Source organism: Chromobacterium alticapitis, assembly GCF_002924365.1.
In the GTDB taxonomy this organism is placed as follows: Bacteria; Pseudomonadota; Gammaproteobacteria; order Burkholderiales; family Chromobacteriaceae; genus Chromobacterium; species Chromobacterium alticapitis.
This window is the reverse complement of record NZ_PQWB01000005.1, coordinates 61,826-86,350: the sequence shown is the minus strand read 5'-3', so window position 1 is coordinate 86,350 and position 24,525 is coordinate 61,826. Positions and strand designations below refer to the sequence as shown.

Annotated in this window: 27 protein-coding genes; 3 read left to right on the top strand and 24 right to left on the bottom strand. The window is 63.9% G+C overall.

Annotated elements, in window-relative coordinates; all coding sequences use genetic code 11:
• Window positions 1-12: 12 nt before the first annotated feature.
• The 13 genes from hisA to C2I19_RS00880 form a co-directional block, all read right to left on the bottom strand.
• Entirely contained in the window at window positions 13-753 is a 741-nt protein-coding gene (gene hisA / locus C2I19_RS00940; RefSeq protein WP_103900853.1) for a 1-(5-phosphoribosyl)-5-[(5-phosphoribosylamino)methylideneamino]imidazole-4-carboxamide isomerase, read from the bottom strand.
• A gap of 21 nt (window positions 754-774) precedes the next feature.
• Window positions 775-1,413 carry an imidazole glycerol phosphate synthase subunit HisH gene (hisH, locus tag C2I19_RS00935; RefSeq protein ID WP_103900852.1) on the bottom strand — a complete coding sequence of 213 codons (639 nt, stop codon included), beginning with the start codon at window positions 1,411-1,413 and terminating at the stop codon, window positions 775-777.
• Window positions 1,414-1,459: 46 nt separating this feature from the next.
• Entirely contained in the window at window positions 1,460-2,053 is a 594-nt protein-coding gene (hisB, locus tag C2I19_RS00930) for an imidazoleglycerol-phosphate dehydratase HisB (RefSeq protein ID WP_103900851.1), read from the bottom strand.
• A 7-nt stretch (window positions 2,054-2,060) separates the two neighbouring features.
• On the bottom strand, window positions 2,061-3,131 hold the full coding sequence (gene hisC / locus C2I19_RS00925; RefSeq protein ID WP_103900850.1) for a histidinol-phosphate transaminase: 1,071 nt from the start codon (window positions 3,129-3,131) through the stop codon (window positions 2,061-2,063).
• 101 nt (window positions 3,132-3,232) lie between these two features.
• Window positions 3,233-4,228 carry an ABC transporter substrate-binding protein gene (locus tag C2I19_RS00920; protein WP_103900849.1) on the bottom strand — a complete coding sequence of 332 codons (996 nt, stop codon included), beginning with the start codon at window positions 4,226-4,228 and terminating at the stop codon, window positions 3,233-3,235.
• A 60-nt stretch (window positions 4,229-4,288) separates the two neighbouring features.
• Window positions 4,289-5,581: a histidinol dehydrogenase gene (gene hisD / locus C2I19_RS00915; protein ID WP_103900848.1), complete on the bottom strand. Its 1,293-nt coding sequence runs from the start codon at window positions 5,579-5,581 to the stop codon at window positions 4,289-4,291.
• A gap of 67 nt (window positions 5,582-5,648) precedes the next feature.
• A complete protein-coding gene (gene hisG, locus C2I19_RS00910) occupies window positions 5,649-6,290 on the bottom strand; it encodes an ATP phosphoribosyltransferase (RefSeq protein WP_103900847.1) in 642 nt (213 codons plus the stop codon).
• A gap of 38 nt (window positions 6,291-6,328) precedes the next feature.
• Window positions 6,329-7,093 carry a flagellar brake protein gene (locus C2I19_RS00905; protein WP_233201053.1) on the bottom strand — a complete coding sequence of 255 codons (765 nt, stop codon included), beginning with the start codon at window positions 7,091-7,093 and terminating at the stop codon, window positions 6,329-6,331.
• A 48-nt stretch (window positions 7,094-7,141) separates the two neighbouring features.
• On the bottom strand, window positions 7,142-7,723 hold the full coding sequence (locus C2I19_RS00900) for an SCO family protein (protein WP_103900845.1): 582 nt from the start codon (window positions 7,721-7,723) through the stop codon (window positions 7,142-7,144).
• The gene (cyoE, locus tag C2I19_RS00895; RefSeq protein ID WP_103900844.1) at window positions 7,723-8,622 is read right to left on the bottom strand and encodes a heme o synthase; all 900 of its coding nucleotides are present in this window, start codon (window positions 8,620-8,622) and stop codon (window positions 7,723-7,725) included. Before cyoE ends, C2I19_RS00900 begins: the two co-directional genes overlap by 1 nt.
• On the bottom strand, window positions 8,619-9,641 hold the full coding sequence (locus C2I19_RS00890; RefSeq protein WP_103900843.1) for a COX15/CtaA family protein: 1,023 nt from the start codon (window positions 9,639-9,641) through the stop codon (window positions 8,619-8,621). The genes cyoE and C2I19_RS00890 overlap by 4 nt, the downstream gene beginning before the upstream one ends.
• 49 nt (window positions 9,642-9,690) lie before the next feature.
• Window positions 9,691-10,200 (bottom strand): redox-active disulfide-containing membrane protein, encoded by a 510-nt coding sequence (locus tag C2I19_RS00885; RefSeq protein ID WP_146056711.1) that lies wholly within the window; start codon window positions 10,198-10,200, stop codon window positions 9,691-9,693.
• Window positions 10,184-10,900: an SURF1 family protein gene (locus tag C2I19_RS00880; protein WP_158253602.1), complete on the bottom strand. Its 717-nt coding sequence runs from the start codon at window positions 10,898-10,900 to the stop codon at window positions 10,184-10,186. The genes C2I19_RS00885 and C2I19_RS00880 overlap by 17 nt, the downstream gene beginning before the upstream one ends.
• A 4-nt stretch (window positions 10,901-10,904) precedes the next feature.
• On the opposite strand from C2I19_RS00880, the gene C2I19_RS00875 reads away from it, so the two are divergent.
• Window positions 10,905-11,102, top strand: a complete 198-nt coding sequence (locus tag C2I19_RS00875; protein WP_103900840.1) for a DUF2909 family protein — start codon at window positions 10,905-10,907, stop codon at window positions 11,100-11,102.
• 115 nt (window positions 11,103-11,217) lie between these two features.
• Here the strand turns inward: C2I19_RS00875 and C2I19_RS00870 are convergent, their stop codons facing one another.
• The 5 genes from C2I19_RS00870 to coxB are packed head-to-tail and all read right to left on the bottom strand — an operon-like array spanning window position 11,218 to window position 15,583.
• A complete protein-coding gene (locus tag C2I19_RS00870) occupies window positions 11,218-12,072 on the bottom strand; it encodes a cytochrome c oxidase subunit 3 (RefSeq protein WP_103900839.1) in 855 nt (284 codons plus the stop codon).
• A 10-nt stretch (window positions 12,073-12,082) separates the two neighbouring features.
• Window positions 12,083-12,259, bottom strand: coding sequence for a DUF2970 domain-containing protein (locus C2I19_RS00865; protein ID WP_103900838.1), 177 nt, complete (start codon window positions 12,257-12,259; stop codon window positions 12,083-12,085).
• Window positions 12,256-12,804 (bottom strand): cytochrome c oxidase assembly protein, encoded by a 549-nt coding sequence (locus C2I19_RS00860; protein ID WP_103900837.1) that lies wholly within the window; start codon window positions 12,802-12,804, stop codon window positions 12,256-12,258. The genes C2I19_RS00865 and C2I19_RS00860 overlap by 4 nt, the downstream gene beginning before the upstream one ends.
• Before the next feature lie 10 nt (window positions 12,805-12,814).
• Window positions 12,815-14,452, bottom strand: a complete 1,638-nt coding sequence (ctaD, locus tag C2I19_RS00855) for a cytochrome c oxidase subunit I (RefSeq protein WP_103900836.1) — start codon at window positions 14,450-14,452, stop codon at window positions 12,815-12,817.
• Between the two features lie 9 nt (window positions 14,453-14,461).
• Window positions 14,462-15,583: a cytochrome c oxidase subunit II gene (coxB, locus tag C2I19_RS00850; RefSeq protein WP_103900835.1), complete on the bottom strand. Its 1,122-nt coding sequence runs from the start codon at window positions 15,581-15,583 to the stop codon at window positions 14,462-14,464.
• Between the two features lie 220 nt (window positions 15,584-15,803).
• Between coxB and C2I19_RS00845 the strand changes: the two genes are divergently transcribed.
• Window positions 15,804-17,069 (top strand): HD-GYP domain-containing protein, encoded by a 1,266-nt coding sequence (locus C2I19_RS00845; protein ID WP_103900834.1) that lies wholly within the window; start codon window positions 15,804-15,806, stop codon window positions 17,067-17,069.
• A gap of 4 nt (window positions 17,070-17,073) precedes the next feature.
• Here C2I19_RS00845 and blaOXA read toward each other — a convergent pair whose 3' ends face one another.
• From blaOXA to C2I19_RS00830, 3 genes are all read right to left on the bottom strand, one after another.
• Window positions 17,074-17,889, bottom strand: coding sequence for a class D beta-lactamase (blaOXA, locus tag C2I19_RS00840; RefSeq protein ID WP_103900833.1), 816 nt, complete (start codon window positions 17,887-17,889; stop codon window positions 17,074-17,076).
• Window positions 17,890-17,958: 69 nt separating this feature from the next.
• On the bottom strand, window positions 17,959-18,588 hold the full coding sequence (bioD, locus tag C2I19_RS00835) for a dethiobiotin synthase (protein WP_103900832.1): 630 nt from the start codon (window positions 18,586-18,588) through the stop codon (window positions 17,959-17,961).
• Window positions 18,589-18,648: 60 nt separating this feature from the next.
• Window positions 18,649-19,647, bottom strand: a complete 999-nt coding sequence (locus tag C2I19_RS00830) for a S66 family peptidase (protein WP_103900831.1) — start codon at window positions 19,645-19,647, stop codon at window positions 18,649-18,651.
• 99 nt (window positions 19,648-19,746) lie between these two features.
• On the opposite strand from C2I19_RS00830, the gene C2I19_RS00825 reads away from it, so the two are divergent.
• A complete protein-coding gene (locus C2I19_RS00825) occupies window positions 19,747-20,190 on the top strand; it encodes a hypothetical protein (RefSeq protein WP_103900830.1) in 444 nt (147 codons plus the stop codon).
• 237 nt (window positions 20,191-20,427) lie between these two features.
• Here the strand turns inward: C2I19_RS00825 and C2I19_RS00820 are convergent, their stop codons facing one another.
• The 3 genes from C2I19_RS00820 to C2I19_RS00810 form a co-directional block, all read right to left on the bottom strand.
• On the bottom strand, window positions 20,428-22,215 hold the full coding sequence (locus C2I19_RS00820; protein ID WP_103900829.1) for a 2-isopropylmalate synthase: 1,788 nt from the start codon (window positions 22,213-22,215) through the stop codon (window positions 20,428-20,430).
• Between the two features lie 185 nt (window positions 22,216-22,400).
• On the bottom strand, window positions 22,401-23,753 hold the full coding sequence (locus C2I19_RS00815; protein ID WP_158253601.1) for a HAMP domain-containing sensor histidine kinase: 1,353 nt from the start codon (window positions 23,751-23,753) through the stop codon (window positions 22,401-22,403).
• Between the two features lie 43 nt (window positions 23,754-23,796).
• Complete coding sequence (locus C2I19_RS00810) at window positions 23,797-24,453, bottom strand: response regulator (RefSeq protein WP_103900827.1); 657 nt, start codon at window positions 24,451-24,453, stop codon at window positions 23,797-23,799.
• Window positions 24,454-24,525: the final 72 nt, after the last annotated feature.

Below are 24,525 nucleotides of genomic sequence, written 5' to 3'. Positions count from 1 at the left end.
CAATCAGCCGGCTCAGCCGGCCAGTTCGTCCGCCAGCGTCTGCGCGGCGGCGAAGTCTATGCTGCCTTCGTAGATGGCGCGTCCGGTGACGGCGCCCTCCACGCCCTCGCTCTCCACCGCGCACAGGGCGCGGATGTCGTCGAGGTTGGTCAGGCCGCCGGAGGCGATCACCGGAATGGTCAGCGCCTGCGCCAGCTTGACCGTGGCTTCGATGTTGACGCCGGTCATCATGCCGTCGCGGCCGATGTCGGTGTAGATCACCGAGTTGACGCCGTAGTCTTCGAAGCGCTTGGCCAGATCGATCACGTTATGGTTGGTGATCTTGGCCCAGCCGTCGATCGCCACCATGCCGTCCTTGGCGTCCAGGCCGACGATGACCTGGCCGGGGAAGGCGTCGCAGGCGTCGTGCAGGAAGCCCGGCGTCTTGACGGCGGCGGTGCCGATGATCACATAGGACAGGCCCATGTCGAGGTAGGCCTCGATGGTGTCCAGATCGCGGATGCCGCCGCCGAGTTGCACCGGCATGTCCTGGCCGACTTCGCCCAGAATGTCTCGGATCACCGACAGGTTCTTCGGTTTGCCGGCGAAGGCGCCGTTGAGGTCCACCAGGTGCAGGCGTCGCGCGCCTTGGTCGCGCCAGTGGGCGGCAACCTTGACCGGATCGTCGGAGAAGATGGTGGCGTCGTCCATCGCGCCCTGTCTCAGGCGCACGCATTGACCGTCTTTCAGGTCTATCGCGGGTATCAGCAGCATGGTGCTTGGTAGAGTGGTGAGTTAAACATTGCCGTCCCAGGCCAGGAAGTTCTTCATCATCTGAAGTCCGGCGCGGTGGCTCTTTTCGGTGTGGAACTGCGTGGCGAATATATTGCCACGTCCGACGATACAGGCAAAACGCTCGGGGTAGTCAGTTTCCGCGAGCGTCAGCGCCGCGTCGGCCGGCGCGAAATGGTAGCTGTGCACGAAGTAGAAGCGTTCGCCATCGGCGATGCCGGCGAACAAGGGGTGGGACTGGGTCTGGTAGACCTGATTCCAGCCCATGTGCGGCACCTTGAGCCGCTCTTCTCCGGCGACGAGATTGTCGGCGAAGCGCACCACCTTGCCCGGAAACAGGCCCAGGCCGGCGGTGTCGCCTTCCTCGCTATGTTGGAACAATAGCTGCGCGCCGACGCAGATTCCAAAAAACGGCTTGTTCTGCGTGGTTTCCCTCACTGCGTCGGCCAGGCCGTGGCGGTTCAGCTCGCGCATGCAGTCCGGCATGGCGCCCTGGCCGGGGAAAACCACCTTGTCGGCCTTCACCACGGCTTCCGGGTCGCGGGTCAGGAAAATATCGGCGCCGGTTTCGTTGACGGCCTGCAGGGATTTCAGCACCGAGTGCAGATTGCCCATGCCGTAATCGATGACTGCGACTTTCATCTTGCTACTTGCTCATATTCTGGTTGGGACGGCTGGCCGGCGCGGTTCATGCGCTCAGCGTACCCTTGGTGGACGGCGTGATGCCGGCCATGCGCTCATCTTGCTCGCAAGCCATGCGCAGCGCGCGGCCAAAGGCCTTGAAGATGGTCTCGGCCTGGTGGTGGCTATTATGGCCGCGCAGGTTGTCGATATGCAGCGTCGTCATGCTGTGGTTGACGAAGCCGTGGAAGAATTCCGAGAACAGGTCCACGTCGAACTGGCCTATGTTGGCGCGGGTGTAGTCGACGTTGTAAACCAGGCCGGGGCGGCCGGACAGATCGATCACCACGCGGCTCAGCGCCTCGTCCAGCGGCACGTAGGCGTGGCCGTAGCGGCGGATGCCCTTCTTGTCGCCGATGGCGCGGGCGAAAGCCTGGCCCAGCGTGATGCCGATGTCTTCCACCGTATGATGGGCATCGATGTGCAAATCGCCCACCGCCTTGACGTCGAGGTCGATCAGGCCATGGCGGGCGATCTGGTCCATCATGTGGTCGAGGAAGGGCACGCCGGTTTCAAAGCGGCCGACGCCGGTGCCGTCCAGATTCAGGCTGACGGTGATCTGGGTTTCCAGCGTATTGCGGGTGACGGTTGCGGTTCTCATTGCGGCTTCAAGCGAAAAAACGTTGGATGGCGGACAGCAGCGCGGCGTTTTCGTCCGGGCTGCCCACGGTCAGGCGCAGGCAGTTTGCCAGCAGCGGGTGGCTGCCGTGCAACTGCTTGATCAGAATGCCGGACGCCTTCAGATGCTGATACAGCGCCGGCGCGTCCGGCGCGCGGACGGTGAGGAAATTGGCCTCGGATGGGAACACCGCAAGCTGAGGCAGGGCGGCCAGCGCCTCGAACAGGCGGGCGCGTTCGGCGCGCAGCTCGGCCGCCTGGCGGTTGAACACCTCCAGATGCTTCAAGGCGAAGCGCGCGGCGGCGAGGGTCAGCACATTGACGTTGTACGGCGGCCGCACCTTGTTCAGCTGCTCGATCCAGGCCGGGCTGGCCGCGGCGTAGCCGAGGCGGATGCCGGCCAGACCCAGCTTGGACAGCGTGCGCATCACCAACAGATTGTCCAGCTCGCCGGCCAGGCTCATGAAGCTGTCCGACGCGAAGCTTTGGTAAGCCTCGTCCACCACTACCAGCCCCGGCGCGGCGCGGCAAATCGCCGTCACCTCGTCGCGGGCGTAGCGCGGACCGGTAGGATTGTTCGGATAAGACACGAACACCACAGCAGGTTGCTCGCGCTCTATCGCGGCGAGCGTGGTCGGCAGATTCAGCGTGAAATCGCCGTTCAGCGGCACGCCGACATACTGCAGGCCGGAAAACAGCGCGTTCATCTTGTACATCACGAAGGACGGCTCCAGCGCCAGCAGCTTGGCGCCGGGACGCGCCAGCGCCTGGGTGATCAGCGTGATCAGCTCGTCAGAGCCGTTGCCGAGCACGATGTCGGCGCCCGCCGGAATGGCGAAGGCGGCGCGCAGATCCTCCTTCAGGCCGCCGCCGTTGGCGTCCGGGTAACGGTTCAGCGCCACCTGCGCCAGCTCTCCCGCCAGCTCATGCTGCAATTCGATAGGCAGCGGCCACGGGTTTTCCATCGCGTCCAGCTTGATGTAGCCAGCGGCATCGGCCACGTGATAGGCGCCGATAGCGGCGATTTCAGGGCGGATCAATTGTTCTGTCGTCAGTTTCATCGCAATTCATTTGGCCTTGCGGCGGCTAGCGGAACGCGCCATACGCGCCCCAATATCTACGGACGAGGTGCGTCCATCCTACATCGTTCCCCGGCAACGGGCTACTCAAGCCAGCTTGCCTTGCTTTCTATCCGCGCGGGCAGCCGCACGCGATAGCGCTGCAAGGCGCTGCGGCTGAACAAAAACTGGCCCTGCGACGGCACCAGCGGAAACATGGCGGCCAAGGACTTGCCTTTGAACAGCACCGCCTCGGCCATCTTGGCCGCTTCCTCGCCCTGCTCGCGTCCGGTCAGCACCAGTCCGCCGGCGGCCTTGCCCCGTCCCACCGCGAAGTCCCAGAAGGCGAACAAAGGCAGCTTGGCGTTCTGCGCAGTCCAGCGCACCACCTCCTCGCCGTTCATTACCTTGCCCTTGTCATCCTTCAAGGTGAAATACAGACCCACCCAAATCACCTGGTAACGGCCGGGTGCCGCCAATACCTGCTTCTTCCAATCGGCGAAACTGTCCAGCATCGCCATGTCCACGTCGATATCGCCGACGCGGATGCTGTCATGACCGAGAAAGGTTTCGTCGCGGATCACCGCCGAGGTCAGATCGGTGTCGAACAAGGCCAGCGCCCGATGCGCGCCCGGCACCGCATGCCCCAGCTCAAACAGATTGCGCAACAGCAAGGGCCGCTCCAGCACGCCGCTGACATTGCCAGGCATGCCGCCGGGAAAATAATTACGCGGATTGTTGTTGATGCCGAGAAAAATCACCGGCACGCCAGAGGGCGCCAACACGGTTCCCACGTTTTTCAACGCGGCGTCGTCGCCAACGATGACAAGATCAGGATGAAAAACGCGTACTCGCTCCAGCGCAATCCGCGCGCGCTTGGCCACTTGATCGGCCGGCTGCCGCTTGCTGTCCAGATTGTAGAAAGCCAGCTGACAGCGCGGCGACAGCCTGGCGGACAAGGCTTGCAGATAATCGCGCTCCCATTGGTATTCCGGATGGTAGCTGCTGACGATGAAAACCCGCTTCGCCTCGGCCTGCGCCCCGCCGCACAACAGCAGCAAGGCCAGCGCCAACAGCAACGCTCTGCGCCACAACGCCATATGGCTTCCTTGTCAGGAACGCGGTCGATGTTTCCAGCCTAGGCGATGCCGCGGCGGATTTCAGTCCTCCAGACGCAATTCGGCGGCGCGGGCATGGGCGGTCAGGCCCTCGCCATGCGCCAGCAGGCTGGCGATGCGGCCCAGCTTCTGCGCGCCGGCTTGCGACACGCGGATCAGGCTGCTTCGCTTCTGGAAATCGTACACACCCAGCGGGCTGGCGAAGCGCGCGGTGCGGCTGGTCGGCAGCACGTGGTTGGGGCCGGCGCAATAATCGCCCAGGCTTTCCGAGGTGAAGCGGCCCATGAAGATAGCGCCGGCGTGGCGCAGCTGCGGCAGCAGCGCGGCCGGATCGGCCACCGACAGCTCCAGATGCTCCGGCGCGATGTAGTTGCCTATTTCACAGGCTTCGGCCAGATCGCGCACCTCGATCAGCGCGCCGCGGTTGGCGAGGCTCTGCTCGATGATGGCGCGGCGCGGCATGGACGGCAGCAGCTTGGCGATGCAGGCTTCCACCTGCGCGATATAGTCCGCCGACGGGCACAACAGGATGGCCTGGGCGATCTCGTCGTGCTCGGCCTGGCTGAACAGGTCCATCGCCACCCAGTCGGGCGGCGTGTCGCCGTCGCAGATCACCAGGATCTCGGACGGGCCGGCCACCATGTCGATGCCCACCACGCCGAACACGCGACGCTTGGCGGCGGCGACATAGGCGTTGCCGGGGCCGGTGATCTTGTCCACCTGCGGCACGGTTTCCGTGCCGTAAGCCAGCGCGGCCACCGCCTGGGCGCCGCCGACAGTGAACACTTTGTCCACGCCGGCGATATAGGCCGCGGCCAGCACCAGGTCATTGCGCTCGCCGCCCGGCGTCGGCACCACCATGATGATTTCGCCGACGCCGGCCACCTTGGCCGGCATGGCGTTCATCAACACCGAGCTCGGATAGGCGGCCTTGCCGCCCGGCACGTAGATGCCGACGCGGTCCAGCGCCGTCACCTGCTGGCCCAGCAAGGTGCCATCTTCGTCTTCATAGCTCCAGCTGTGCGCCAGTTGCTTCTCGTGGTAGCGGCGCACACGCTCTGCGGCGACGGACAGCGCGTCGCGCACGTCGGCCGGCAGACGCTGCCAGGCGGCTTCCAATTGCTCGCGGGACAGCGTCAGATCAGCCATGCCGCCCGCCTGCATGCGGTCGAAACGGTTGGTGTACTCCACCAGCGCCGCATCGCCGCGATGATGGACATCGGCGCAGATGGACGCCACGGCGGCGTCTACTGCGGGGTCCTGCGCGGTTTCAAAGGCCAGCAGCGCTTTCAGGCGCTCGGCGAAGTCGGGCTGAGAGGAGGACAGTTTCAACATAATGATTCTCTGATGCTAGAAATATGGGCAACGCCGGCCGACGCATTCGGTTGACCGGCGTTGCGGATCAGACCGGCACCGCGCCGGCGAAGGCGTCCAGCACAGGCTGGATAGCGTCGTATTTGAGCTTCAGCGCGGCCTGGTTCACCACCAGCCGCGAACTGATATCTATGATGTGCTCGACTGCCACCAGCTTGTTGGCGCGCAGGGTGCCGCCGGTGGACACCAGATCGACGATGGCGTCGGCCAGGCCGACCAGCGGCGCCAGCTCCATCGAGCCGTACAGCTTGATGATGTCTACGTGCACGCCCTTCTTGGCGAAGTGCTCGCGCGCGATCTGCGGATACTTGGTGGCGATCTTCAGCCGCGCGCCGCGTCGCACCGCCGCGTCGTAATCGAATCCCTCTTGCACCGCCACCATCATCTTGCATTTGGCGATATTCAGGTCCAGCGGCTGATACAGGCCTGCGCCGCCATGCTCGATCAGCACGTCGCGGCCAGCGATGCCGAGGTCGGCCGCGCCGTATTGCACATAGGTGGGCACGTCGGACGCGCGCACGATCACCAGTTGCACCTCGGGGAGATTGGTGCCGATGATCAATTTGCGCGAGGATTCCGGATTTTCCGCCGGCACGATGCCGGCAGCCGCCAGCAAGGGCAGGGTTTCTTCAAAAATGCGGCCCTTGGACAGGGCAATGGTCAGCTTCATGTTGTTCTACTGCTAAAAGAATTAAAATGAATCGCGGTCTAGCCGACCAGCGCGCGGCGTTCCCGCTCGAGGAAGCCGACATAGCGCTGGATCATGGTTTCCATGGGCGGCGTCAGGTTCAGATAAGAGCAGCCGATCCGCATCGCCTCGTTGCCGTTGCGCATGCGCGCGGCCAGGCGGTGGCGCACCTCGATGCCGATGTTCAAGGTGCCAAACGGCTTCAGCTCTATGGTGCACTTGCGGTACTGCTGGCCGATATCGAAGCCCAGCATGTCTACGCCCGGCAGCCACAGGCTCATGCCGCCCAGGCTGATGTCGAATAGCGCCAGGTCTATCGCCCTCATGCCGAAATCCTCGACATGACAGAATACCGGCGCGCTCAATGGCGTCTGTATGCGAAAAAACTCGCGCCGCTGCAGCTTGATCACCTGCTCCGGCAAGCGACAGGCAAAAGCCGGCCGGCCGTCCAGCATGGTCTGGCTGACCTGCCCGGTAACGAATTGCGTCTTGACGCCTTCCGGCGAGCAGACAAAGACATTGCGCTCGCTGCTCAGCAATTGCTGATTGGTTTCTTCCTCAGCGCCCCAGTCGAAAGTGAACTGGCCAGTCTTGAAGTCAACCTCCAGCAAACGGGTCAGGATGAAATTTCTGCCCTTGTTGGCGAAAACCGTCACCATGTGCCCGTTCTTGGCGATATTGCTCAGATGCTGGGCGATCTCCGCCGGCGAGGCCAGCGTGAACTTGGCCAGATCCAGCGGCTGATGCGTGCTTGCCGAGTTGCCCGAAGTATTGTCCTTACTCACGATGTTCCGACTTTCCTGTCTGTCAGGTGCGCATCCGATACGCCAAGTTTAGCGCAACAACTGCTTGATATCATAAGCCAGGCTGGCCGCCGGCGCGCCATAAGCTTCAAACACCCTCAGTTTGCCGTTCTGGTCCAGCAGATAAGAGCCTGAGCTGTGATCCACGCTGTAACCGCCGCCCGGCGCCGGCACTTTCTGCGCCACCACCTTGTATTGTTTCTTCACCTGCTCGATCTGCTCCGGGCTGCCGGTCAGGCCGACGAAGCGCTTGTCGAAATACGGCACGTAGCCAGCCAGCACCTTGGGCGTGTCGCGCTCCGGATCGACGCTGACGAACACCACCTGCACCTTGTCGGCATCCTCGCCCAACTGCTTCATCACTGAAGCGTACTCCAGCATGGTGGTGGGACAAACATCAGGGCAATGCGTATAACCGAAAAACAGCGCGACGACCTTGCCCTTGTAGGCATCCAGGCTGCGCGGCTGGCCATGGAAATCGGTCAGGGCAAAGCTGCCGCCCATGGAGTCATCGTTTATCGCCGTTCCCTTGAAATCGATGCGGGGAGGCGCGCAAGCGGCCAGCGCCGCGATGACGCACAGGCCAAGTAGGAATTTCAATAATTTGGACATCAGGTCAATGGCATCAAGCAGTAATGATCAAATAACAAAGCCGCAAACAGCAAGGTCAGATACCAGATCGACCAAGCGAACATGCGGCGCGCGGCAGCGTCAGCATACTGGCGATGCAAGCTCAGGGCAAGGAACAGCAGCCTGCCATTCAAGACGCAGGCCGCGCCCAGATAAATCAGCCCCACCTCTCCCAGCGCCGCCGGCAACAGCGTGATCGCGGCCAGCAGCGCGCTGTACAGCAGGATGGACAAGGTGGTGAAACGCTGGCCATGCGTGACCGGCAGCATGGGCAGGCCGGCGCGGGCATAGTCATCGCGGCGGTACAGCGCCAGCGCCCAGAAATGCGGCGGCGTCCAGGCATAGATGATCAGGAACAGCGCCAGCGCGAATGGGCCGACCTCTCCCGTCACAGCCGCCCAGCCCAACACAGGCGGCATCGCGCCGCTGGCGCCGCCGATCACGATGTTCTGCGGCGTGTTCGGCTTCAGCAATAGGGTATAGACAATGGCGTAGCCAACAAAAGTTCCCAGCGTCAGCCATGCCGTCAGCGCGTTGCAATACGCGGCCAGCAGCGCCATGCCGATGCCGCCGGCCATCAGCGCGACCACCAGCGTCTGCGCCGCGCCCACCTCGCCGGTGGCGGTGGCACGCCAGGCGGTGCGCCGCATTCTGGCGTCGATGCCGCGCTCCACCAGGCAATTGACCATGGCCGCCGCGCCTGCCACCAGAGCAATGCCCAACGTGGCCGGAACGACCACGCTGGCCTCAGGCAGGCCCGGACTGGCCAAGAACATGCCTATCACCGCGCAGAATACGATCAGCGCCACCACTCTGGGCTTGGCCAGCCGCCATAGCGCCTGCCCCTGACGCCCCCACAAGCGCAGCCCCAGCGCGCTCATCGCCCTTCTCCCGGCCGCTCCATCCTGCCCATGGCCGGCAGCCAGGCCGGCGCTCGGCCGCCCTGCTCCGCCGCCGCGCGCAGCCTGGACAGCAACAACAGGCTCGTCATCAGCAGCAGCGCCGCGCCCGCGTTGTGCGCCACCGCCAACGGCAAGGGCAGCTGCCAATGCACATTGGCGATGCCCAGCCCAATTTGCAGCGCCCATGCCGCGCCCAGGCAGGCGATATGCGGCCTCAGCGCGCGCTCCCGCCACCCTTGAGCTGACAAAGCCAACAACAGCAGGGACACCAGCAACGCACCCAGCCTGTGCAGCCAATGTATGGTCACCAGGCTGGCGAAGTCGAGCAGGCTGCCATCCGGCGCGGCGCCCAATTCGCGAAACACGTGGAAGGCCTGGTCGAAACGCAGCGGTGGCCAGCTCTGTCCATTGCATGCCGGAAAACCCTGGCAGGCCAGGGCGGCGTAATTGCTGGACACCCAGCCGCCCAGCAGCAATTGCAGCATCAGGGCCGATGCCAGCATCGCGGCCAGCCGCCGCAACGCCGCAGGAGCCCGGACCGCCGCCAGGCGGGGAGAAAACGCCATCCACGCCAGCATTTGCAGGGTTGCCATGCCGCCCAGCAGATGAGCGGTGACGACGGCCGGCCGCAACAACAGAGTGACCGTCAGCATGCCCAGCATGGCTTGGCCGGCCACCACCGCCAGCAGCAGACTGGCCGGCAGCCGCTGGCACCGCTCCCTCCAAGCCCGCCAGGCGATCAGGACGATCAGGAGAGCCAGCGTGCCGGCCAGATAGCGGTGCAGCATTTCCCTCCATGCCTTGCCCAGGCTGACCGGCCCGTCCGGCATCAGCGCCTGGGCTTGCCGTATGCTGGTCTCGGCGTGGGCGGGGCTGATCCGGCCGTAGCAGCCAGGCCAGTCCGGACAGCCCAGTCCGGCGTGGGACAATCTGACATAGGCGCCCAAGGGCACCACGATCGCGGCCAGCAGCAAGGCCGCCCAAATCAGTCTGCGCATGGCAAGGGTCCCCCCTCTTCGCACTGCGAGTCCGCCGGTCCGCCCCGGCTCAGCCTAGCCCATTGTTCACTTTCAAGACTTTCGCCACTTCATCGATGATCCGGCGCGGATCTGCGCCATCCCGGTAAAACAGCACCTGATTGCCCAAGGGGTCCACCAGGTAGAAACCTTGCCTCCCTGCCAGCAGGACTCGCTCCGGCGCATGCGGCAGGGCATGGGGCACATCCAGGTCCTTCGGCCGCGCCGAAACCAACAGGGCCACCCGGGTCAGCCGTCCCGCCGCCTCTCCCTGCGCCTTCTCGATCTGCTTCATCGCCAGCCAGCGCTGGCGACAACGGTCCCGGCAATCCGAGCCCAACGTCGCCGCCAATACCCATTGGCCACGCGGCCACTGCGGATGTTCTGCACCAGCGAACGGCTGCGTCGGCAACAACTGCCCATAACTGGCTCCGCCCGCCGGCGGCAGCAGAACGAAGGCAAGCCATGCCGCCAGCACTGGCGCCAGGCACAGCAAACCCATGCCCAGCAGCATTGCCCGTCCTCTATTCATGGATTTCATGGCGACGCCTCCACAGCAGCCACCACAGCCCGCTCAAACACACGCCCAGCAGCAGCCATTGCGTCGCGTAGGCGTAATGCCGGTCGGGCATGAACTCCGGCACGACAGGCCAATGCATCAGAGGATCCGGCGAGTTCTCCAGCACCACCACGCCTTGAAACCAACGTCCCGGATAACGCAGATGCAAGGCGGCCTCGTCTATCTGGTCTACTGGTCCCGCCACGCCCTGTTGCGCGCCGGACAGCACATAGTGGCGCGGCATCGGCATCCGGTAGCCCTGGAGCTGGATTTTCCCTGGCGCAAAGGCGGGAGCCCTGACGCCATCCACCAGCCATCCAAGATCGATCAGAACCAGCGACTGATCGCGCCCCAGCCGCCACGGCTGCAGGATCCGGCGGCCGCTTTGCCCGGCTAGATAACTGTTGCGCAACTCGATCACCGGTCCGGCCGGCGCGGCCTCGCTCAGCTTCACCCGCGTAAATTCCGGCGGAGGCTCCGCATCGCGGTATACCAGCGCCACCGGGGGCGTGCTCATCGCATTGGTCAGCGAGCGCAGCAAAGCCTCCTTGTCCTGCCCCCGCCGCCACTGCCATACTGCCAAGGCATAGGGAATCAAGACGATCAGCAGCAGCGCTATCCATAGCGCTTGCTGCCACCCGGCGCCGGACTTGCGTTCCGGCTTGAAATCAGATGGGGACACGGCCATGAAACTCGTCATCCTGTTGTTGCTTGCCTGTATTGTTCTCGCACTGTTCTGGGGCCTGACCGGCCTGATGAAAGCCGAACACGGTTCCCAACGCCTGGTCCGCTCCCTGACATTGCGGGTCGGCCTGTCCATAGGCCTGTTTCTGCTATTGCTGCTGGGCGCCTTGTTCGGCTGGTGGCGCCCCCACCAGATCTAAGGCCAGCGCAAACGCTTTCCGCCCAAGAACTCCCTCCGCCTGACCTGAGGCGCGGCAGGCTAGCCGCCGCGCCATCGCTTGACGCAAAACTCCCTCGGCGGCTGCGCGAGTCCGCTCAAAGCCAGTAAACAAAGATGAACAGCAGCAGCCATACCACGTCCACGAAGTGCCAGTACCAGCTGGCGGCCTCGAAGGCGAAATGGTGGCTGGCGTCGAAATCGCCCTTCAGCGAGCGCAGCCATACCACAAACAAGATGATGGACCCCAGCAACACATGCATGCCATGGAAACCAGTCAGCATGAAAAAGGTCATGCCGTAAGCGCCTGAGGCCAACGTCAGATGCAGATTGGAGAAGGCCTGGCCGTACTCGTGCGCCTGCAGTCCGAGGAAGGTGCAGCCCAGCAGCACCGTGCACAGCAGCCCCAGCTTGAGCTGGGCGCGCTTGCCCTGCAGCAGCCCCCAGTGCGCCCAAGTGACCGTGGCGCCGGAGCTAAGCAGAATCAGCGTGTTCAGCGCCGGCAAACCCCAGGCCTCCATCGCCTGGTAGGCCTGGGTGATGCCGGGGCCGGTGGACAGCGGCCAGGATGCCTCGAAATCCGGGTACAGCATCTTGTAGTCTAGCGAGCCCAGCACAGGCACCGACACAGTACGCACCCAGAACAGCGCGCCGAAAAACGCGCCGAAGAACATCACTTCGGAAAAAATGAACCAGCCCATGCCCCAGCGGAACGACATGTCCTCGCGCCGCATATAGACGCCTAGCCGGCTCTCGCGTATCACGTCGCCGAACCAGCCCACCAGCATGAATACCAGTATCAGAAAGCCCAGGGCCAGGGAAAGCTTGCCCAGCAGCATGCCGTTGACCGCGAAGGCCGCGCCCAAACCCATGCAGAACAATGCCACCGCGCCCACCATGGGCCAGCGCGACGGCTCCGGCACGAAATAACGATCCTGCTCCTCAACGCTCATTTGCTCTCTCCTAGCGCGTTACCCAGGACACCAGCAGCAGCAGCGCGACGACCAGCGCGGCGGCCAATAACAGCGCGGTCGCGATCAACTGCCACGGCCGCAATCTCACATCCGACTGGGCCGACCGGCCCTTGCGCACGCCGATGAAGGCGCCCAGCACCGCCTTGACGCCTTGCAGCCAGCTCATGACGGCTTGCCGTCCTGTCCCGGCACGTCGAACACGGTGTAGGCCAGCGTGATGCCGGCGATGGCGGCCGGCAGCTTGCGATCCACCACGAACACCACGGGGAAGGTTCTGGTCTGCCCAGGTTCGAAACGCTGCTGGGTAAAACAGAAACACTCCAGTTTCTTCACATACTCTCCCGCCTCGGCCGGCAGATAGCGCGGGATGGCCTGCCCCACCACCACGCGCCGGCTGGCGTTGGTGATCCGGTACTGCACCTGGACGAAAGTGCCCGGCTTGACCTTCAAATACGTGGTCAAAGGCCGCACCTGCCATGGCAGGCCAGGCTGGACCGTGGAATCAAAAGTCATCTCCACCGTTGCGTCCGCCGCCTGCAAATCCCCCTGCTCCAGCGCATCGGCCTTGACCACGTTGTTGAGTCCGGTCTGCTCGCAAATCACCCGGTACAGCGGAATCAACAGCCAGGCGAAACCGAACATCAGCGCGGAAATCACGATCAGCTTGCGCATCAGCAGGCGATTGCGACGCTGCAGCCATGCGGCATCCATGCTCGCCCCCTTAATGGCGCGCTCCCGCCCCGCCCTCGCGGCAGGACAGGATCACGCCGTTTTCGCCAGCCTCCACTTGCGGCGCATGCTCAAAGCTGTGGTACGGCGCCGGTGTCGGCAGCTCCCACTCCAGCGTGTTGGCGCCCTCCCACGGCCGCTGCGGCGCCTGCTTGCCGTAGCGCAGCGAATGCAGGATGTTGAACAGGAAAATCAGTTGGCCCAGGCCGAACATGAAGGCGCCGACGCTGGCGATGCGGTTGAATTCGGTGAACTGCAGCGCGTAATCGGGAATCCGCCGCGGCATGCCGGCCAGGCCCAGGAAGTGCATGGGGAAGAAGGTGACGTTGAACCAGATCATCGACCACCAGAAATGCAGCTTGCCCAGCCCCTCGTGGTACATCCGGCCGCTCATCTTGGGAAACCAGTAGTAGATGGCGGAAAACAGGCTGAACAGCGCGCCGGCCACCAGCACGTAATGGAAATGCGCCACCACGTAGTAGCTGCCGTGCAGCTGCACGTCCACCGCCGCCACGCTCAAGGTGATGCCGGACAGGCCGCCTATGGTGAACAACAGGATGAAGCCGATGGCGAACAGCATGGGCGTCTCGAAACTCATCGCTCCCTGCCACATGGTTGCGATCCAGTTGAACACCTTCACGCCGGTGGGCACCGCGATCAGCATCGTCGCGTACATGAAGAACAGTTGGGCAGTGGCCGGCATGCCGGTGACGAACATATGGTGCGCCCATACCATGAAGGACAACACGCCGATGGAACTGGTGGCGTACACCATGGAGGTGTAGCCGAACAGCGGCTTGCGCGCGAAGGTAGGTATCACCTGGCTGACGATGCCGAAGGCCGGCAGCGCCATGATGTAAACCTCGGGATGGCCGAAGAACCAGAAGACGTGCTGATACAGGATGGGGTCGCCGCCGCCGGCGGCATTGAAGAAATGGGTGCCGAAATGGCGGTCTGTCAGCACCATGGTGACCGCGCCGGCCAGCACCGGCATCACCGCGATGATCAGATAGGCGGTGATCAGCGACGCCCAGGCGAACATCGGCATCTTCATCAGCGTTATGCCCGGCGCGCGCAGGTTTAATATGGTGACGATGATGTTGATCGAGCCCATGATGGAGCTGATGCCGAGGATGTGGATGGCGAAGATGGTCAGATCCATGCCCACGCCCAGCTGGGTGGACAAGGGCGCGTACAGCGTCCAGCCGGCCGCCGCCGCGCCGCCCGGCACCGCGAACGACAGCAGCAACAGCAGCGCGGCCGGCGGCAGCAGCCAGAAGCTCCAGTTGTTCATCCGCGCGAAGGCCATGTCCGGCGCGCCTATCATCATGGGCAGCATCCAGTTGGCCATGCCGGTGAAGGCCGGCATGATGGCGCCGAACACCATGATCAGGCCGTGCAGCGTGGTCAGCTGGTTGAACAGCTCGGGCTGGAAGAAGCGCAGCCCCGGGCTGAACAGCTCGGCGCGGATGCACAGCGCCAGCACGCCGCCGGTCAGGAACATGGTGAACGAGAACCACAGGTACATCGTGCCGATGTCCTTGTGGTTGGTGGCCATCAGCCAGCGCAGCAGGCCATGCGGCCTGCCATGGTGCGCGCCGCCGGGGTGGGTGGTTTCCGCGATTGCCATGACGCCTCCTTATGCGGCCTTGCCGCGGGCAGCCTTCACTTCCTTGGGCTGCACAACCTGGCCGGTGTGATTGCCCCAGCTGTTGCGCTCGTAGGTGATCACCGCCGCGATGTCGGTATCGGACAGTTGCTTGCCCCAAGCCGCCATCGCCGGGTTCTTCTTGCCGCCGAACAGCACGATCTCGATATGCGCGGCCTTGTCCCCGGTGACGATGGGCGAGCCGTCCAGCGCCGGGAAGGTGCCTGGAATGCCCTTGCCATTGGCTTGATGGCAGGGGATGCAGTTCTGGGCGTAGATCTTCTCGCCGCGGGCTTTCAGGTCCGCCAGTTGCCATGCCTTGTTGGGATCGTCGGTGCCGGCCGCCTGCTGCTTGATCTTGGCTTCGCGCCACTTGGCGTAGTCCTCGGGAGACTTTGCCTCCACCACGATGGGCATGAAGCCATGATCCTTGCCGCACAGCTCGGAACACTGCCCGCGGTAAATGCCAGGCTTGTCTATCAGCATCCAGCTATCGCGTAGATAGCCGGGAATGGCGTCCTGCTTGACGCCCAGTTGCGGCACCCACCAGGAATGGATGACGTCGTTGGCGGTCAGCAGCAGCCGGATCTTGCGCTGCGTCGGCACCACCAGCGGCTCGTCCACCTCCAGCAGATAGTTCGCCGGCTTGGCGATGCTGCCCTCTATCGCCTCGCGCGGCGTGGACAGGTGACTGACGAAACCGAAGTTGTCGTCCAGATAGTCGTAACGCCACTTCCACTGATAGCCGGTGATCTTGATCGTCATGTCCTCGCTGCGCGTGCTCTTCTGCGCCAGCACGGCGCGGGTGGCGGGCAGCGCCATCAGCACCAGGATCAGCAGCGGCACCACGGTCCAGACTATCTCCACCGCGGTATTTTCGTGAAACTGCTTGGCCTGGTGGCCGGCCGCCTTGCGATGGCGGACGATGGAATACAGCATCACCAGGAAAACCAGCAGGAAAATGACGCCGGTGATGATCAACAACAGCGTGTGCAGGTGGTATTCCGTGCGCGCCAGCGGCGTGGCGGGCTCCTGCAGATTGATCTCCGCGGCCGCGGCGGCAGGCGCGATCCACGACAGCCAGCATGAAAAAGGAATGCGCAGACAAGACATGTCGCCCCCCGGGTCAAATGACCAAACAATGCATGCACAGCGTGTCGGCTTAAGTCGACATGCTTTCATCGTAGAAAGCCGGACGGGAAAAACAAGAAAGCGTCATGATGCGGCTGCTCGCAGCGAGACATACGGATAAGTGCGTACCGGAGCCTTGCATGCGCGATCAAATCGCCTTAACTGAAGAACGCCCGTCCTTCTTTATGAATGCCCGCCACCGATGCGCGACCATGACTTCACTACGGTCAATCCCCACTGGCTAGGCCGCCTGCTGGCCCTGCCCGAGGACTGCAAGCCCGTCCTGACGGAGGATGCGCTGGACCGGGAAGGCCTGTTGCTGCTGCCGGCAGGCAGCTCGCCGGACGCCAGCTGGCCGGAACGCTTGAGGGAGCGGCGCTTGCGGCAGCCGCTGGAAAAATTGCTGAAGATAGACGAGTTCGAGCCGCGCTTGCTGCTGCCGCAACGCAGCCGCCAGTTGCTGCAAGACTCGCGCTTTCTGCAGGCGCTGCTGGGGCATGCCGACGAATGCGCCACCAGCGTCGCCATCCTGAAAATGCTGCCCTTGCGCGGCGCCATCGCCATCTGGCTGGCCATCATGCATCAGCAAGGCGAGCTGGACCACGCCCTGCGCGTTTGCCTGCTGGCGATAGGCCTGGCCAGGCATCTGAACCTGTCTGCGCTGGAGCAGCAGCAGCTCGCCATAGCCGCGCTGATGCACGACATCGGAGAGCTGTACATCGATCCGTCCTACCTGGCCGCCCAACACACCTTGCAGCCGGAAGAGTGGCGCCATGTAGTCAACCATCCGGTGCTAGGCTGCCAGCTGCTACTGGCGCTGGGCGATCTGCAAACGCCCAGGCCGGTGGCGATGGCCATCCTGCAGCACCATGAGCGGCTGGACGGCAGCGGCTACCCGCTCAGCGCGCAAGGCGACAAACTGAACCAGGGCGGCCAGATCCTGATGCTGGCCGACACTATCTGCCAATTGCTGGGACGGCAGCCATTCTTCCCGCAGCGGATAGACATCGCGTTGAAAATTCTGCCCGGAGAGTTCGACTACGACATCGTTTCCACGCTGTGCCGGATCAACCGGCTCAGCAGCAAAAGCCTGCAGGCGCCCGCCGTCGACGTGCCCGATCTGTCCAAGCAAATGCAGGCGCTGCTGCAACAGATAGGCCGGCTGACCCAGCGCTTCTGGGCGATGACCGAGCTTGGCATCGGCATGTCCCCGCCCGCGCGCAAGCTGCTGGACGGCAGCATGCAGCGCTTCAACACCATACAGCGGGCCATTTCCAGCACCGGCGCCGGAGAGCTGCCGCATGACCAGAAGGATGACGAGCTGATGCGCGAACTATGGTGCGTGATAGGCGAAACGCGCTGGCGGCTGCGCAATCTGGCGCGTCAGCTCGCCCTCCGCGTCGACAAGCTGTACGCGCATGAACAGGCGCCGTTCATGGCCTTGGCCAACGCGCTGATGGAAGTTTGAAGGTTCAGCGCGGCAAACCCGCCGCCAGGCCCGGCCATTCCCGCAGCCAGGCTTCGCGCGCGCGCACGCCGGCCGTGCCCTCCGTCTTGCCCTCATCCTGGATCAGTCTGGCGAACACCATCCTGCGCCCGCCCTGCTCCGCCCAACCGACGAACCAGCCGTAAGGGCGTTCCAGATCCTGGCTGCCGTCTGCCAGCCGCGGGTAAGCCATGCCAGTCTTGCCATGAATGGTCCAACCGTCCGGCAAGGTCACCCGTTCCACGATGCGCCGCGTCATCTCCTGCGCCGGGCGGGAAGCCGGCAGCTGGTCTTTCAGCAGCTTGTAGAGAAAGGCGACTTGCTCCAGCGGCGAGATTTTCAGCGAAGAGCCTATCCAGGCGCGTTCCAGGCCATTGCGCTTGCCCGGGTCGCCGGAAAAATCGCCGTTGCCGTAGCCGAAGGCGCGGGCATAGCGCGCCAGCTTGTCCTCGCCCAACTGCCGCGTCAGCAGTTGCGAATACCAGACTACGGAGTATTTGAGCCAGCGCGTCGGATCGGTGGGTTGGCGCCAATTATCGCCGCCCCAGTCCGCATAACCCTGCCGATAGGGTTGCAGCGGCGCGTGCTCATCCCGCAGCAGGCCGGCGTCATAGCCCATCACCGCCAGCGCGATCTTGAAAGTGGAAGCGGGCGTGACGCGCGTCGCGCAATCGCCCTCTTGCCGCAAGACGCGTCCACTGTCGCCTGCGGCGATGACGGTGCAAACAGTGCGGCCCTGCGCGGCGGCGGCCAGCAGGCTGCCTGCCAACAACAGGCTGGCGGACATAACGGTTTTCTTCATACGGGCATCCGGTAAAAAAACGACATCTCGCTCGGGCAAGCGCATCCGCGCAATGTTCCCCACTCGCCCTCAGGAAGGACGGTAAGGGATGTCCAGCAGCAGCGGCGCCGGGATGTGGCGTTTGAGCGTGGCCAGGTTCTCCGCGTAAGCCGCCTGCGGCGGCTGCGCGCAATTGGCCACCCAGCCGGCCAACCGCAGGCCGCTGTCCGCCACCGCGCGCGCCGTCAGCAAGGCGTGGTTGATGCAACCCAGCCGCATGCCCACCACCAGGATGACCGGCAGGGCCAGTTCGCGCGCCAGGTCCTCCATGAACAGCGTGTCCGATAAAGGGGCCAGCCAACCGCCCGCGCCTTCCACCAGCACGATGTCGGCCTGAGCGGCCAGCCGCGCGTAATGCTCGCGGATGCGGGCCAGATCGATTTCCACGCCGGCCTCGCGCGCGGCGATGTGCGGCGAAACCGGAGGCAGAAAACGGTAGGGGTTCATCAGATCGAGGTCCGTCTGGCCGGTGGCTGCGGTCAGCCGCGCCACATCGTCGTTGAGCCAGCTGCCGTCCGGCAGGATGTCGCAGCCGGACGCCACCGGCTTCATCGCCAGCACGCGCCGGCCTTGCCCTTGGTGCAGGCGGATCAATTCGACGGCGGAATGGGTCTTGCCGATCTCGGTGTCGGTGCCGGTGATGAAAAAGCCCTGGCTCATGCTCGCTCCCTGTCTTGCGCTATCGTCGGATGGCCGGCCGCTGCGGCCGGGACCGCTGTTCTACACCAGCGCGCGCCAATCTTCCAGCAATTCCACCCGCAATGCCGCGGCATCCACGCGCGCCCGCACGCCCAGCGGCAACGTCAGCATGGGATGGGTATGGCAGCAGTCGAAGTCCGCCAAGATAGGCAAGGGCTGGCCATCCAGAATTTCCAGCAGGATATCGGCAGGCGAACGGCCGGTGCCGCAGTCGTCGAAGCCCTCGTGCTTGCCCAGCAGCACCGCGCCAGCCAGGTCGAACGCGCCGGCCAGCTTGAGCATGGCGAAGTTCTTTTCCACCGTGGCCGCGTCCTTCAAGCCATCTTCCAACAGCAAAATATCGCCTTGGCGCAAAGCCGGGAAATACGGACTGGCCAGAAAGCCGTACAGGGTGTTGAGATTGCCGCCTATCAAGCGCCCCTCTGCCTGTCCCGGCTGCATGCAACGCCACTGGTTAGGCCGCAGAACCTTGGCGCGATCCTGGCTTTCCCACGGCAAGCGCTCATCCGTCCAATGCGTCGGCGTCGGCAAAACCAGAGGGTAGTCTGGACTGTCCATGGCGATGGCGGCGAAATAGCGCCAGGTTTCCTCCACCACAGGCGGGAACTCGCCCAACGACGCCACCAGCGCGGGGCCATAGAACGTGGGCACCCCGGTCTTGGCGTACAAGGCCAGCAGAATCGCGGTGGCGTCGGAATAGCCCACCACGATCTTGGGATCGCGCCGGAATGCCTCGTAGTCCAGATAGGGCAGCATGGCATTGCTATTGCTGCCGCCTATGGTGGACAGGATGCAACGCACTTCGCGGTTGCGCAGCAAGGCGTTCAACTCTTCGGCGCGCTCGCGCGGTGAGGCCGAGCGGTAATGATCGTCGCGGCCGGTCAGTTGGCCAGGCAGGAAACGCATGCCCTGTGCAGCGAGAAATTCGACCGCGCGCCGATAGCGTGCGGGCTGCCGCGCGGTAATCGGGAAAGAAGGACTGAAGCTGGCGATAAGGTCGCCGGTTTGCAAGGAATGCATCGCTCGGTTGGGGGCTTCGGCAAAAATGCCAGCATGCCACACCGCAACGCCATCGTCATGAAAGAATCGCCGCTCCTTCACCTCACTCGGGAGTCTGTCATGAGCGATATAGACGCCTTCGCCGCGCTTGCCGGCATGGGCATCATGATGCTGGTGGTCATGGGCGCGCTGGCGCTGGCGATCAGCATTTTCTACTTCCTGACGCTGCAGCAGGCTATGGGCGTCGTCGACGAGACAATCCGGCCCTTCCCCGGCGGACTGATCTGGCTGGCGCTGATCCCCGGCCTGGGCTGGATCTGGTATATGGTTTACATCCTTCAGCTATCCGCGGCGCTGAAGCGGGAATTGGCGCAACGCCAACTGCCCGGGGATGGCGGCTTCGGCATCAGCCTGGCGCTGGTGATCCTGCAGGTGCTGTGCCTGGTGCCTTACATCAACGCCCTGGCCGCCATCCCGGCATTGGTGCTGTGGATCGTGCACTGGAGCAAGATGGCGGGCTATCGCCGGCAGCTGCAGCCGGCGCGGGCCGCGCTGGCCGCCTGAAAGAGAGGCGCGCCGTCGACGGACCGAAGCCGACCTCGTGGGTCGGCTTCGTGCCGTCGGCCTTGTGGGCGCGGGCGCGAGTGGGTTGGCCGGATAGGCCTGCGCAGGATTTCACGCGCGGATGGAAGTGAAAGCCTGTCGGCTTGGCTGGACGGTCCGTTGGGCGCAACGACAAGGCCGGGATGGAAAACCTTGCCGCCTCCCCTCGGCGCCGTCTGGCCGCGCCGGGAAAAAGTTTTAAACGATGGCCTGGGCGCTGACTTTTTCCTCCATGGACAGCTTGTTCAAGGCCGACAGATAGGCCTTGGCGCTGGCCACGATGATGTCGGTGTCGGCGCCCTGGCCGTTGACGATGCGGCCGTCGCGCGCCAGGCGCACGGTCACTTCACCCTGGGATTCCGTGCCCTTGGTAATGGCATTGACTGAATACAGCTCCAGCTCGGCGCCGCTGCCGGCCACGCTCTCTATCGCCTTGAAGGCCGCGTCCACCGGGCCGGAGCCGCTGGACTCGGCGTGGCGCTCCTCGCCATGCTCGACGAACACGATGCTGGCCTGCGGCGCTTCGCCGGTTTCGGTCATGATCTTCATCGACACGAACTTGAAATTCTCCTGCACGATGGACACCATCTCGTCCGACACCAGCGCGTGCAAGTCTTCATCGAAAATCTCGCGTTTCTTGTCCGCCAGCTCCTTGAAGCGGGCGAAGGCGGCGTTGAGCGCCTCCTCGCTGTCCAACACGATGCCCAGCTCGGCCAATTTGGTCTTGAAGGCGTTGCGGCCGGACAGCTTGCCCAAGGTCAGACGGTTGGCGCTCCAGCCCACCGACTCCGCCGACATGATCTCGTAGGTTTCGCGATGCTTCAGCACGCCGTCCTGGTGGATGCCGGACTCGTGGGCGAAGGCGTTGGCGCCGACGATGGCCTTGTTCGGCTGCACCGGGTAGCCGGTGATGGTGGACACCAGTTTGGACGCCGGCACGATCTGGGTGGCGTCGACGCGGCTATCTATGCCGAACACGTCGCGGCGCGTCTTCACCGCCATCACGATCTCTTCCAGGCTGGCGTTGCCGGCGCGCTCGCCCAGGCCGTTGATGGTGCACTCCACCTGGCGCGCGCCGCCCAGCACCGCCGCCAGGCTGTTGGCCACCGCCATGCCCAAGTCGTTATGGCAGTGGGCGGACCAGATCACCTTGTCGCCGCCCGGGGTGCGGGCGATCAGTTCGCGGAAAAAGGCCTCGGTCAGCCGCGGCACGGCGTAGCCGACGGTGTCCGGCACGTTCAGCGTGGTGGCGCCGGCCTCGATCACCGCGCCAAAGATGCGGGCCAGGAAGTCGATGTCGGAACGCAGCGCGTCTTCGGCGGAGAATTCGACGTCGTCGGTGTATTCGCGGGCGATCTGCACCGCCTTCACCGCCGCCGCCACCACCTCGTCCGGGCTCATGCGCAGCTTCTTTTCCATATGGATGGGGCTGGTGGCGATGAAGGTGTGGATGCGGCCGCGGGCGGCCGGCTTGATCGCTTCGCCGGCGGCGCGCACGTCGCGTTCGTTGGCGCGCGCCAGGCTACAAACGGTGGAGTCCTTGATCGTTTCGGCGATCGCATGGATGGCGTCGAAATCGCCCGGGCTGGCCGCGGCGAAACCGGCCTCGATGATGTCCACGCCCAGCCGCTCCAGCTGGCGCGCGATGCGGATCTTCTCTTCCTTGCTCATCGAGGCGCCCGGCGATTGCTCGCCATCGCGCAAGGTGGTGTCGAATATGTAGAGGCGGTCGCCCATGTCGATAGTTCTCCCTACTCCCTGTGCCGGCTCGCCGACCAGATAGTCGTTGAAATCAAAGCGCCTGCCCTGGCCGGCGGCCAGCTGCGCCAGCCGGCTCAGCTGGGCCAGCGGCAGGCTGCCGCGTTCCCTCCATTTGTATATCGCTGCCCGGCTCACCTGATCCTCGGGGAACAAACGGTTCAACTCGTCGGCCAGCTTGCCCGGTCCGCCAAAGTCCGCAACCAGTCGTTCAATATCCACTTGCATCGATGTGCTCCTGCAGCATGTTTTCAAGCAGACTACTCAAACATGAGACACAAGGTCAAATTTGAAAGAAATTACCTGTCTCAAATTCGTCACACCCTATGTCAAATTTAAAAAATTAGACATTTTGTATAAATTTACGCAAAAAAATAGCACCCAAAGGTGCTTGGACAAAGCGCCGTGCCGGCCTAATCCACAGGCGACAACGGCAGACTGACATGAAACGCCACACCCCGGCCTTCCAGCCCCTCCTCCATCCGGATGCGGCCGCCCTGCGCCCGCACCGCCTGCCAAACAATGGCGAGCCCCAGGCCGGAACCCGGCGCAGATGCCATCTTGCCCCGGTAAAAACGCTCGAACAGATGCGGCTTGTCCTCAGCCGCGATGCCGGGACCATCATCCGCCACCGCCAGTTCAACCTGTCCGGAAGCCGCGGCGAGCCGCACGCGCACACGGCCGCCCGGCCGGCCATACGCCACGGCATTGGCCAGCAAATTATCCAAAATGGAGAGAAAGGCGACCAAGGCCAGACTAGCCGGCAAGCCATCCGGGGAATCCAGCTCCAGCGCCATGCCTTTCGCCTCCGCCTGCGGCGACAGGCCGATCAAGGCATTGCGCGCCACCTCGACCAGATCGACCGACTGCCGCCTTTCTTCCTCTCCTCCCTCTAGCGCCGCCAGCCTCAATAGCTGTTGCACCAAATGAGAGTGGCGGGCCACCGCCTGCTCCAAGGCGGCCAAACTTTGCCGCCGCGCCGCGGCGTCATCCTCGCCGGCCAATACATGCGCCTGGGTGGAAATCACAGCCAGCGGCGTCCTCATTTCATGCGCGGCATCCTGCACGATGGCCCGTTCGCGCGCGATGCTGTCGCGGCTTCTCTTCAGCAACTGGTCCAGCGCCAGGACGATGGGCCTCAGTTCCCGATAAGGCAAACGCATGGTCAAAGGAGTGAAGTCATCCGCCGAGCGGCGGTTCAGATAATCGGCCAAACGCCGCAGCGGCCGCAAACCGCGCGCCACGGCGAACCACAGCGGCAACAGGATCAAGGGAAAGGCGATGGCCAATGGCGCGACATATTGGCGGGTCAAATAAGGGAGCACCGCCGCGTCGCCAACTTCCGGCTCGAATACCGCCAGCCTGCCCTGCGGATACACGCGCTCGGCCACCCAGAATGCCCTGCCGCCGATGCGCACCCGCACCTGCGCCAAGTCAGCCTTTAGCAGGTCCGCGGCATGCGCGCGCATGCCAGCCGAGGCATAGAGCCACTTCCCGCTGCGCGGCTCGCGCAGCAAGATCAGCAAATCGCCGGGATACTCAAGCTGCGACGACACATTGCGTCGGCGGGAGGCGTTGATCAAGCGCTCCGATGTCGCCAGCGCCGGCATCATCGCGCCGGGCGCCTCTTGCGCCAATACCAAGGCCAGCATGTCAGTCGCTTCCAGCAGCGATTCCCGCCGCGTGTCCAAGGCCATGCCCTGGACATAGTCCCGGCCGACCAGCACCAGCCATAACAGGGCGAAAGCCAACAATAAGGCGAGCAAGACTCGCCTCGTCAACGATGGTGCGAACACCTCGCGCGCCCGTTCAAACCACATATTGATAACCCACCCCGCGCACGGTGCGAATGCGTTCGGCGCCTATCTTGCGGCGCAGATTGGACAAATGCACCTCTATCGTCGCGCCGTCAACGATATCGCCAAGCGGTTCCAGCCGCTGGCCCAGCAAGGTTTTCGACACAATCCGGCTCGGGTCGCGCGCGAGCTCCACCAACAGACGGAACTCGCGCGGCGATAAATCCAGCGCCGAACCATCCAGCCAGGCCAGATGCGCGTTAGGCTTGAGCCTGAGCGCGCCCAGGCTCCAGACCTCGCTGGCCTGGCGGGCGCTGCGGCGGCACACCGCCCGCACTCTCGACAGCATTTCCGACACCGCGAACGGCTTGCACAGATAATCGTCGGCGCCGTCATCCAAGCCGGCCAATTTGTCGCTCAAATCGGCGCTGGCCGTGATCATGATCACCGGCACAGCGATCTGCCTAGCCCGCCAGGCGCGCAACAAGGCCAAGCCGCTGCCGTCCGGCAGGCCCAAGTCCAGCAGCACGCAATCGAAACGGTCCGGCTCGAACAAGGCCTCGGCATCCGCCAGCTTGCGCGACCATTCGGTCGTCACCGCCTCGGCCTTCAGCGCGGCCTGCAAAGCCCGGCCCAAGTCCAGGTCATCCTCAATGATCAATAAATGCATTTTCGTTCTCGCCGCAACGGTCTTTGGCTTTGCCAAAGGTTGACATGCCCATACTACGCCATGCAAACGGGA

Coding starts and splice junctions, on each gene's coding strand:
- hisA (WP_103900853.1), bottom strand. CDS start 753: ATGCTGCTGATACCCGCGATAGACCTGAAAGACGGTCAATGCGTGCGC.
- hisH (WP_103900852.1), bottom strand. CDS start 1,413: ATGAAAGTCGCAGTCATCGATTACGGCATGGGCAATCTGCACTCGGTG.
- hisB (WP_103900851.1), bottom strand. CDS start 2,053: ATGAGAACCGCAACCGTCACCCGCAATACGCTGGAAACCCAGATCACC.
- hisC (WP_103900850.1), bottom strand. CDS start 3,131: ATGAAACTGACGACAGAACAATTGATCCGCCCTGAAATCGCCGCTATC.
- C2I19_RS00920 (WP_103900849.1), bottom strand. CDS start 4,228: ATGGCGTTGTGGCGCAGAGCGTTGCTGTTGGCGCTGGCCTTGCTGCTG.
- hisD (WP_103900848.1), bottom strand. CDS start 5,581: ATGTTGAAACTGTCCTCCTCTCAGCCCGACTTCGCCGAGCGCCTGAAA.
- hisG (WP_103900847.1), bottom strand. CDS start 6,290: ATGAAGCTGACCATTGCCCTGTCCAAGGGCCGCATTTTTGAAGAAACC.
- C2I19_RS00900 (WP_103900845.1), bottom strand. CDS start 7,723: ATGTCCAAATTATTGAAATTCCTACTTGGCCTGTGCGTCATCGCGGCG.
- cyoE (WP_103900844.1), bottom strand. CDS start 8,622: ATGAGCGCGCTGGGGCTGCGCTTGTGGGGGCGTCAGGGGCAGGCGCTA.
- C2I19_RS00890 (WP_103900843.1), bottom strand. CDS start 9,641: ATGCGCAGACTGATTTGGGCGGCCTTGCTGCTGGCCGCGATCGTGGTG.
- C2I19_RS00885 (WP_146056711.1), bottom strand. CDS start 10,200: ATGAAATCCATGAATAGAGGACGGGCAATGCTGCTGGGCATGGGTTTG.
- C2I19_RS00875 (WP_103900840.1), top strand. CDS start 10,905: ATGAAACTCGTCATCCTGTTGTTGCTTGCCTGTATTGTTCTCGCACTG.
- C2I19_RS00870 (WP_103900839.1), bottom strand. CDS start 12,072: ATGAGCGTTGAGGAGCAGGATCGTTATTTCGTGCCGGAGCCGTCGCGC.
- C2I19_RS00865 (WP_103900838.1), bottom strand. CDS start 12,259: ATGAGCTGGCTGCAAGGCGTCAAGGCGGTGCTGGGCGCCTTCATCGGC.
- C2I19_RS00860 (WP_103900837.1), bottom strand. CDS start 12,804: ATGGATGCCGCATGGCTGCAGCGTCGCAATCGCCTGCTGATGCGCAAG.
- ctaD (WP_103900836.1), bottom strand. CDS start 14,452: ATGGCAATCGCGGAAACCACCCACCCCGGCGGCGCGCACCATGGCAGG.
- coxB (WP_103900835.1), bottom strand. CDS start 15,583: ATGTCTTGTCTGCGCATTCCTTTTTCATGCTGGCTGTCGTGGATCGCG.
- C2I19_RS00845 (WP_103900834.1), top strand. CDS start 15,804: ATGCGCGACCATGACTTCACTACGGTCAATCCCCACTGGCTAGGCCGC.
- blaOXA (WP_103900833.1), bottom strand. CDS start 17,889: ATGAAGAAAACCGTTATGTCCGCCAGCCTGTTGTTGGCAGGCAGCCTG.
- bioD (WP_103900832.1), bottom strand. CDS start 18,588: ATGAGCCAGGGCTTTTTCATCACCGGCACCGACACCGAGATCGGCAAG.
- C2I19_RS00830 (WP_103900831.1), bottom strand. CDS start 19,647: ATGCATTCCTTGCAAACCGGCGACCTTATCGCCAGCTTCAGTCCTTCT.
- C2I19_RS00825 (WP_103900830.1), top strand. CDS start 19,747: ATGAGCGATATAGACGCCTTCGCCGCGCTTGCCGGCATGGGCATCATG.
- C2I19_RS00820 (WP_103900829.1), bottom strand. CDS start 22,215: ATGCAAGTGGATATTGAACGACTGGTTGCGGACTTTGGCGGACCGGGC.
- C2I19_RS00810 (WP_103900827.1), bottom strand. CDS start 24,453: ATGCATTTATTGATCATTGAGGATGACCTGGACTTGGGCCGGGCTTTG.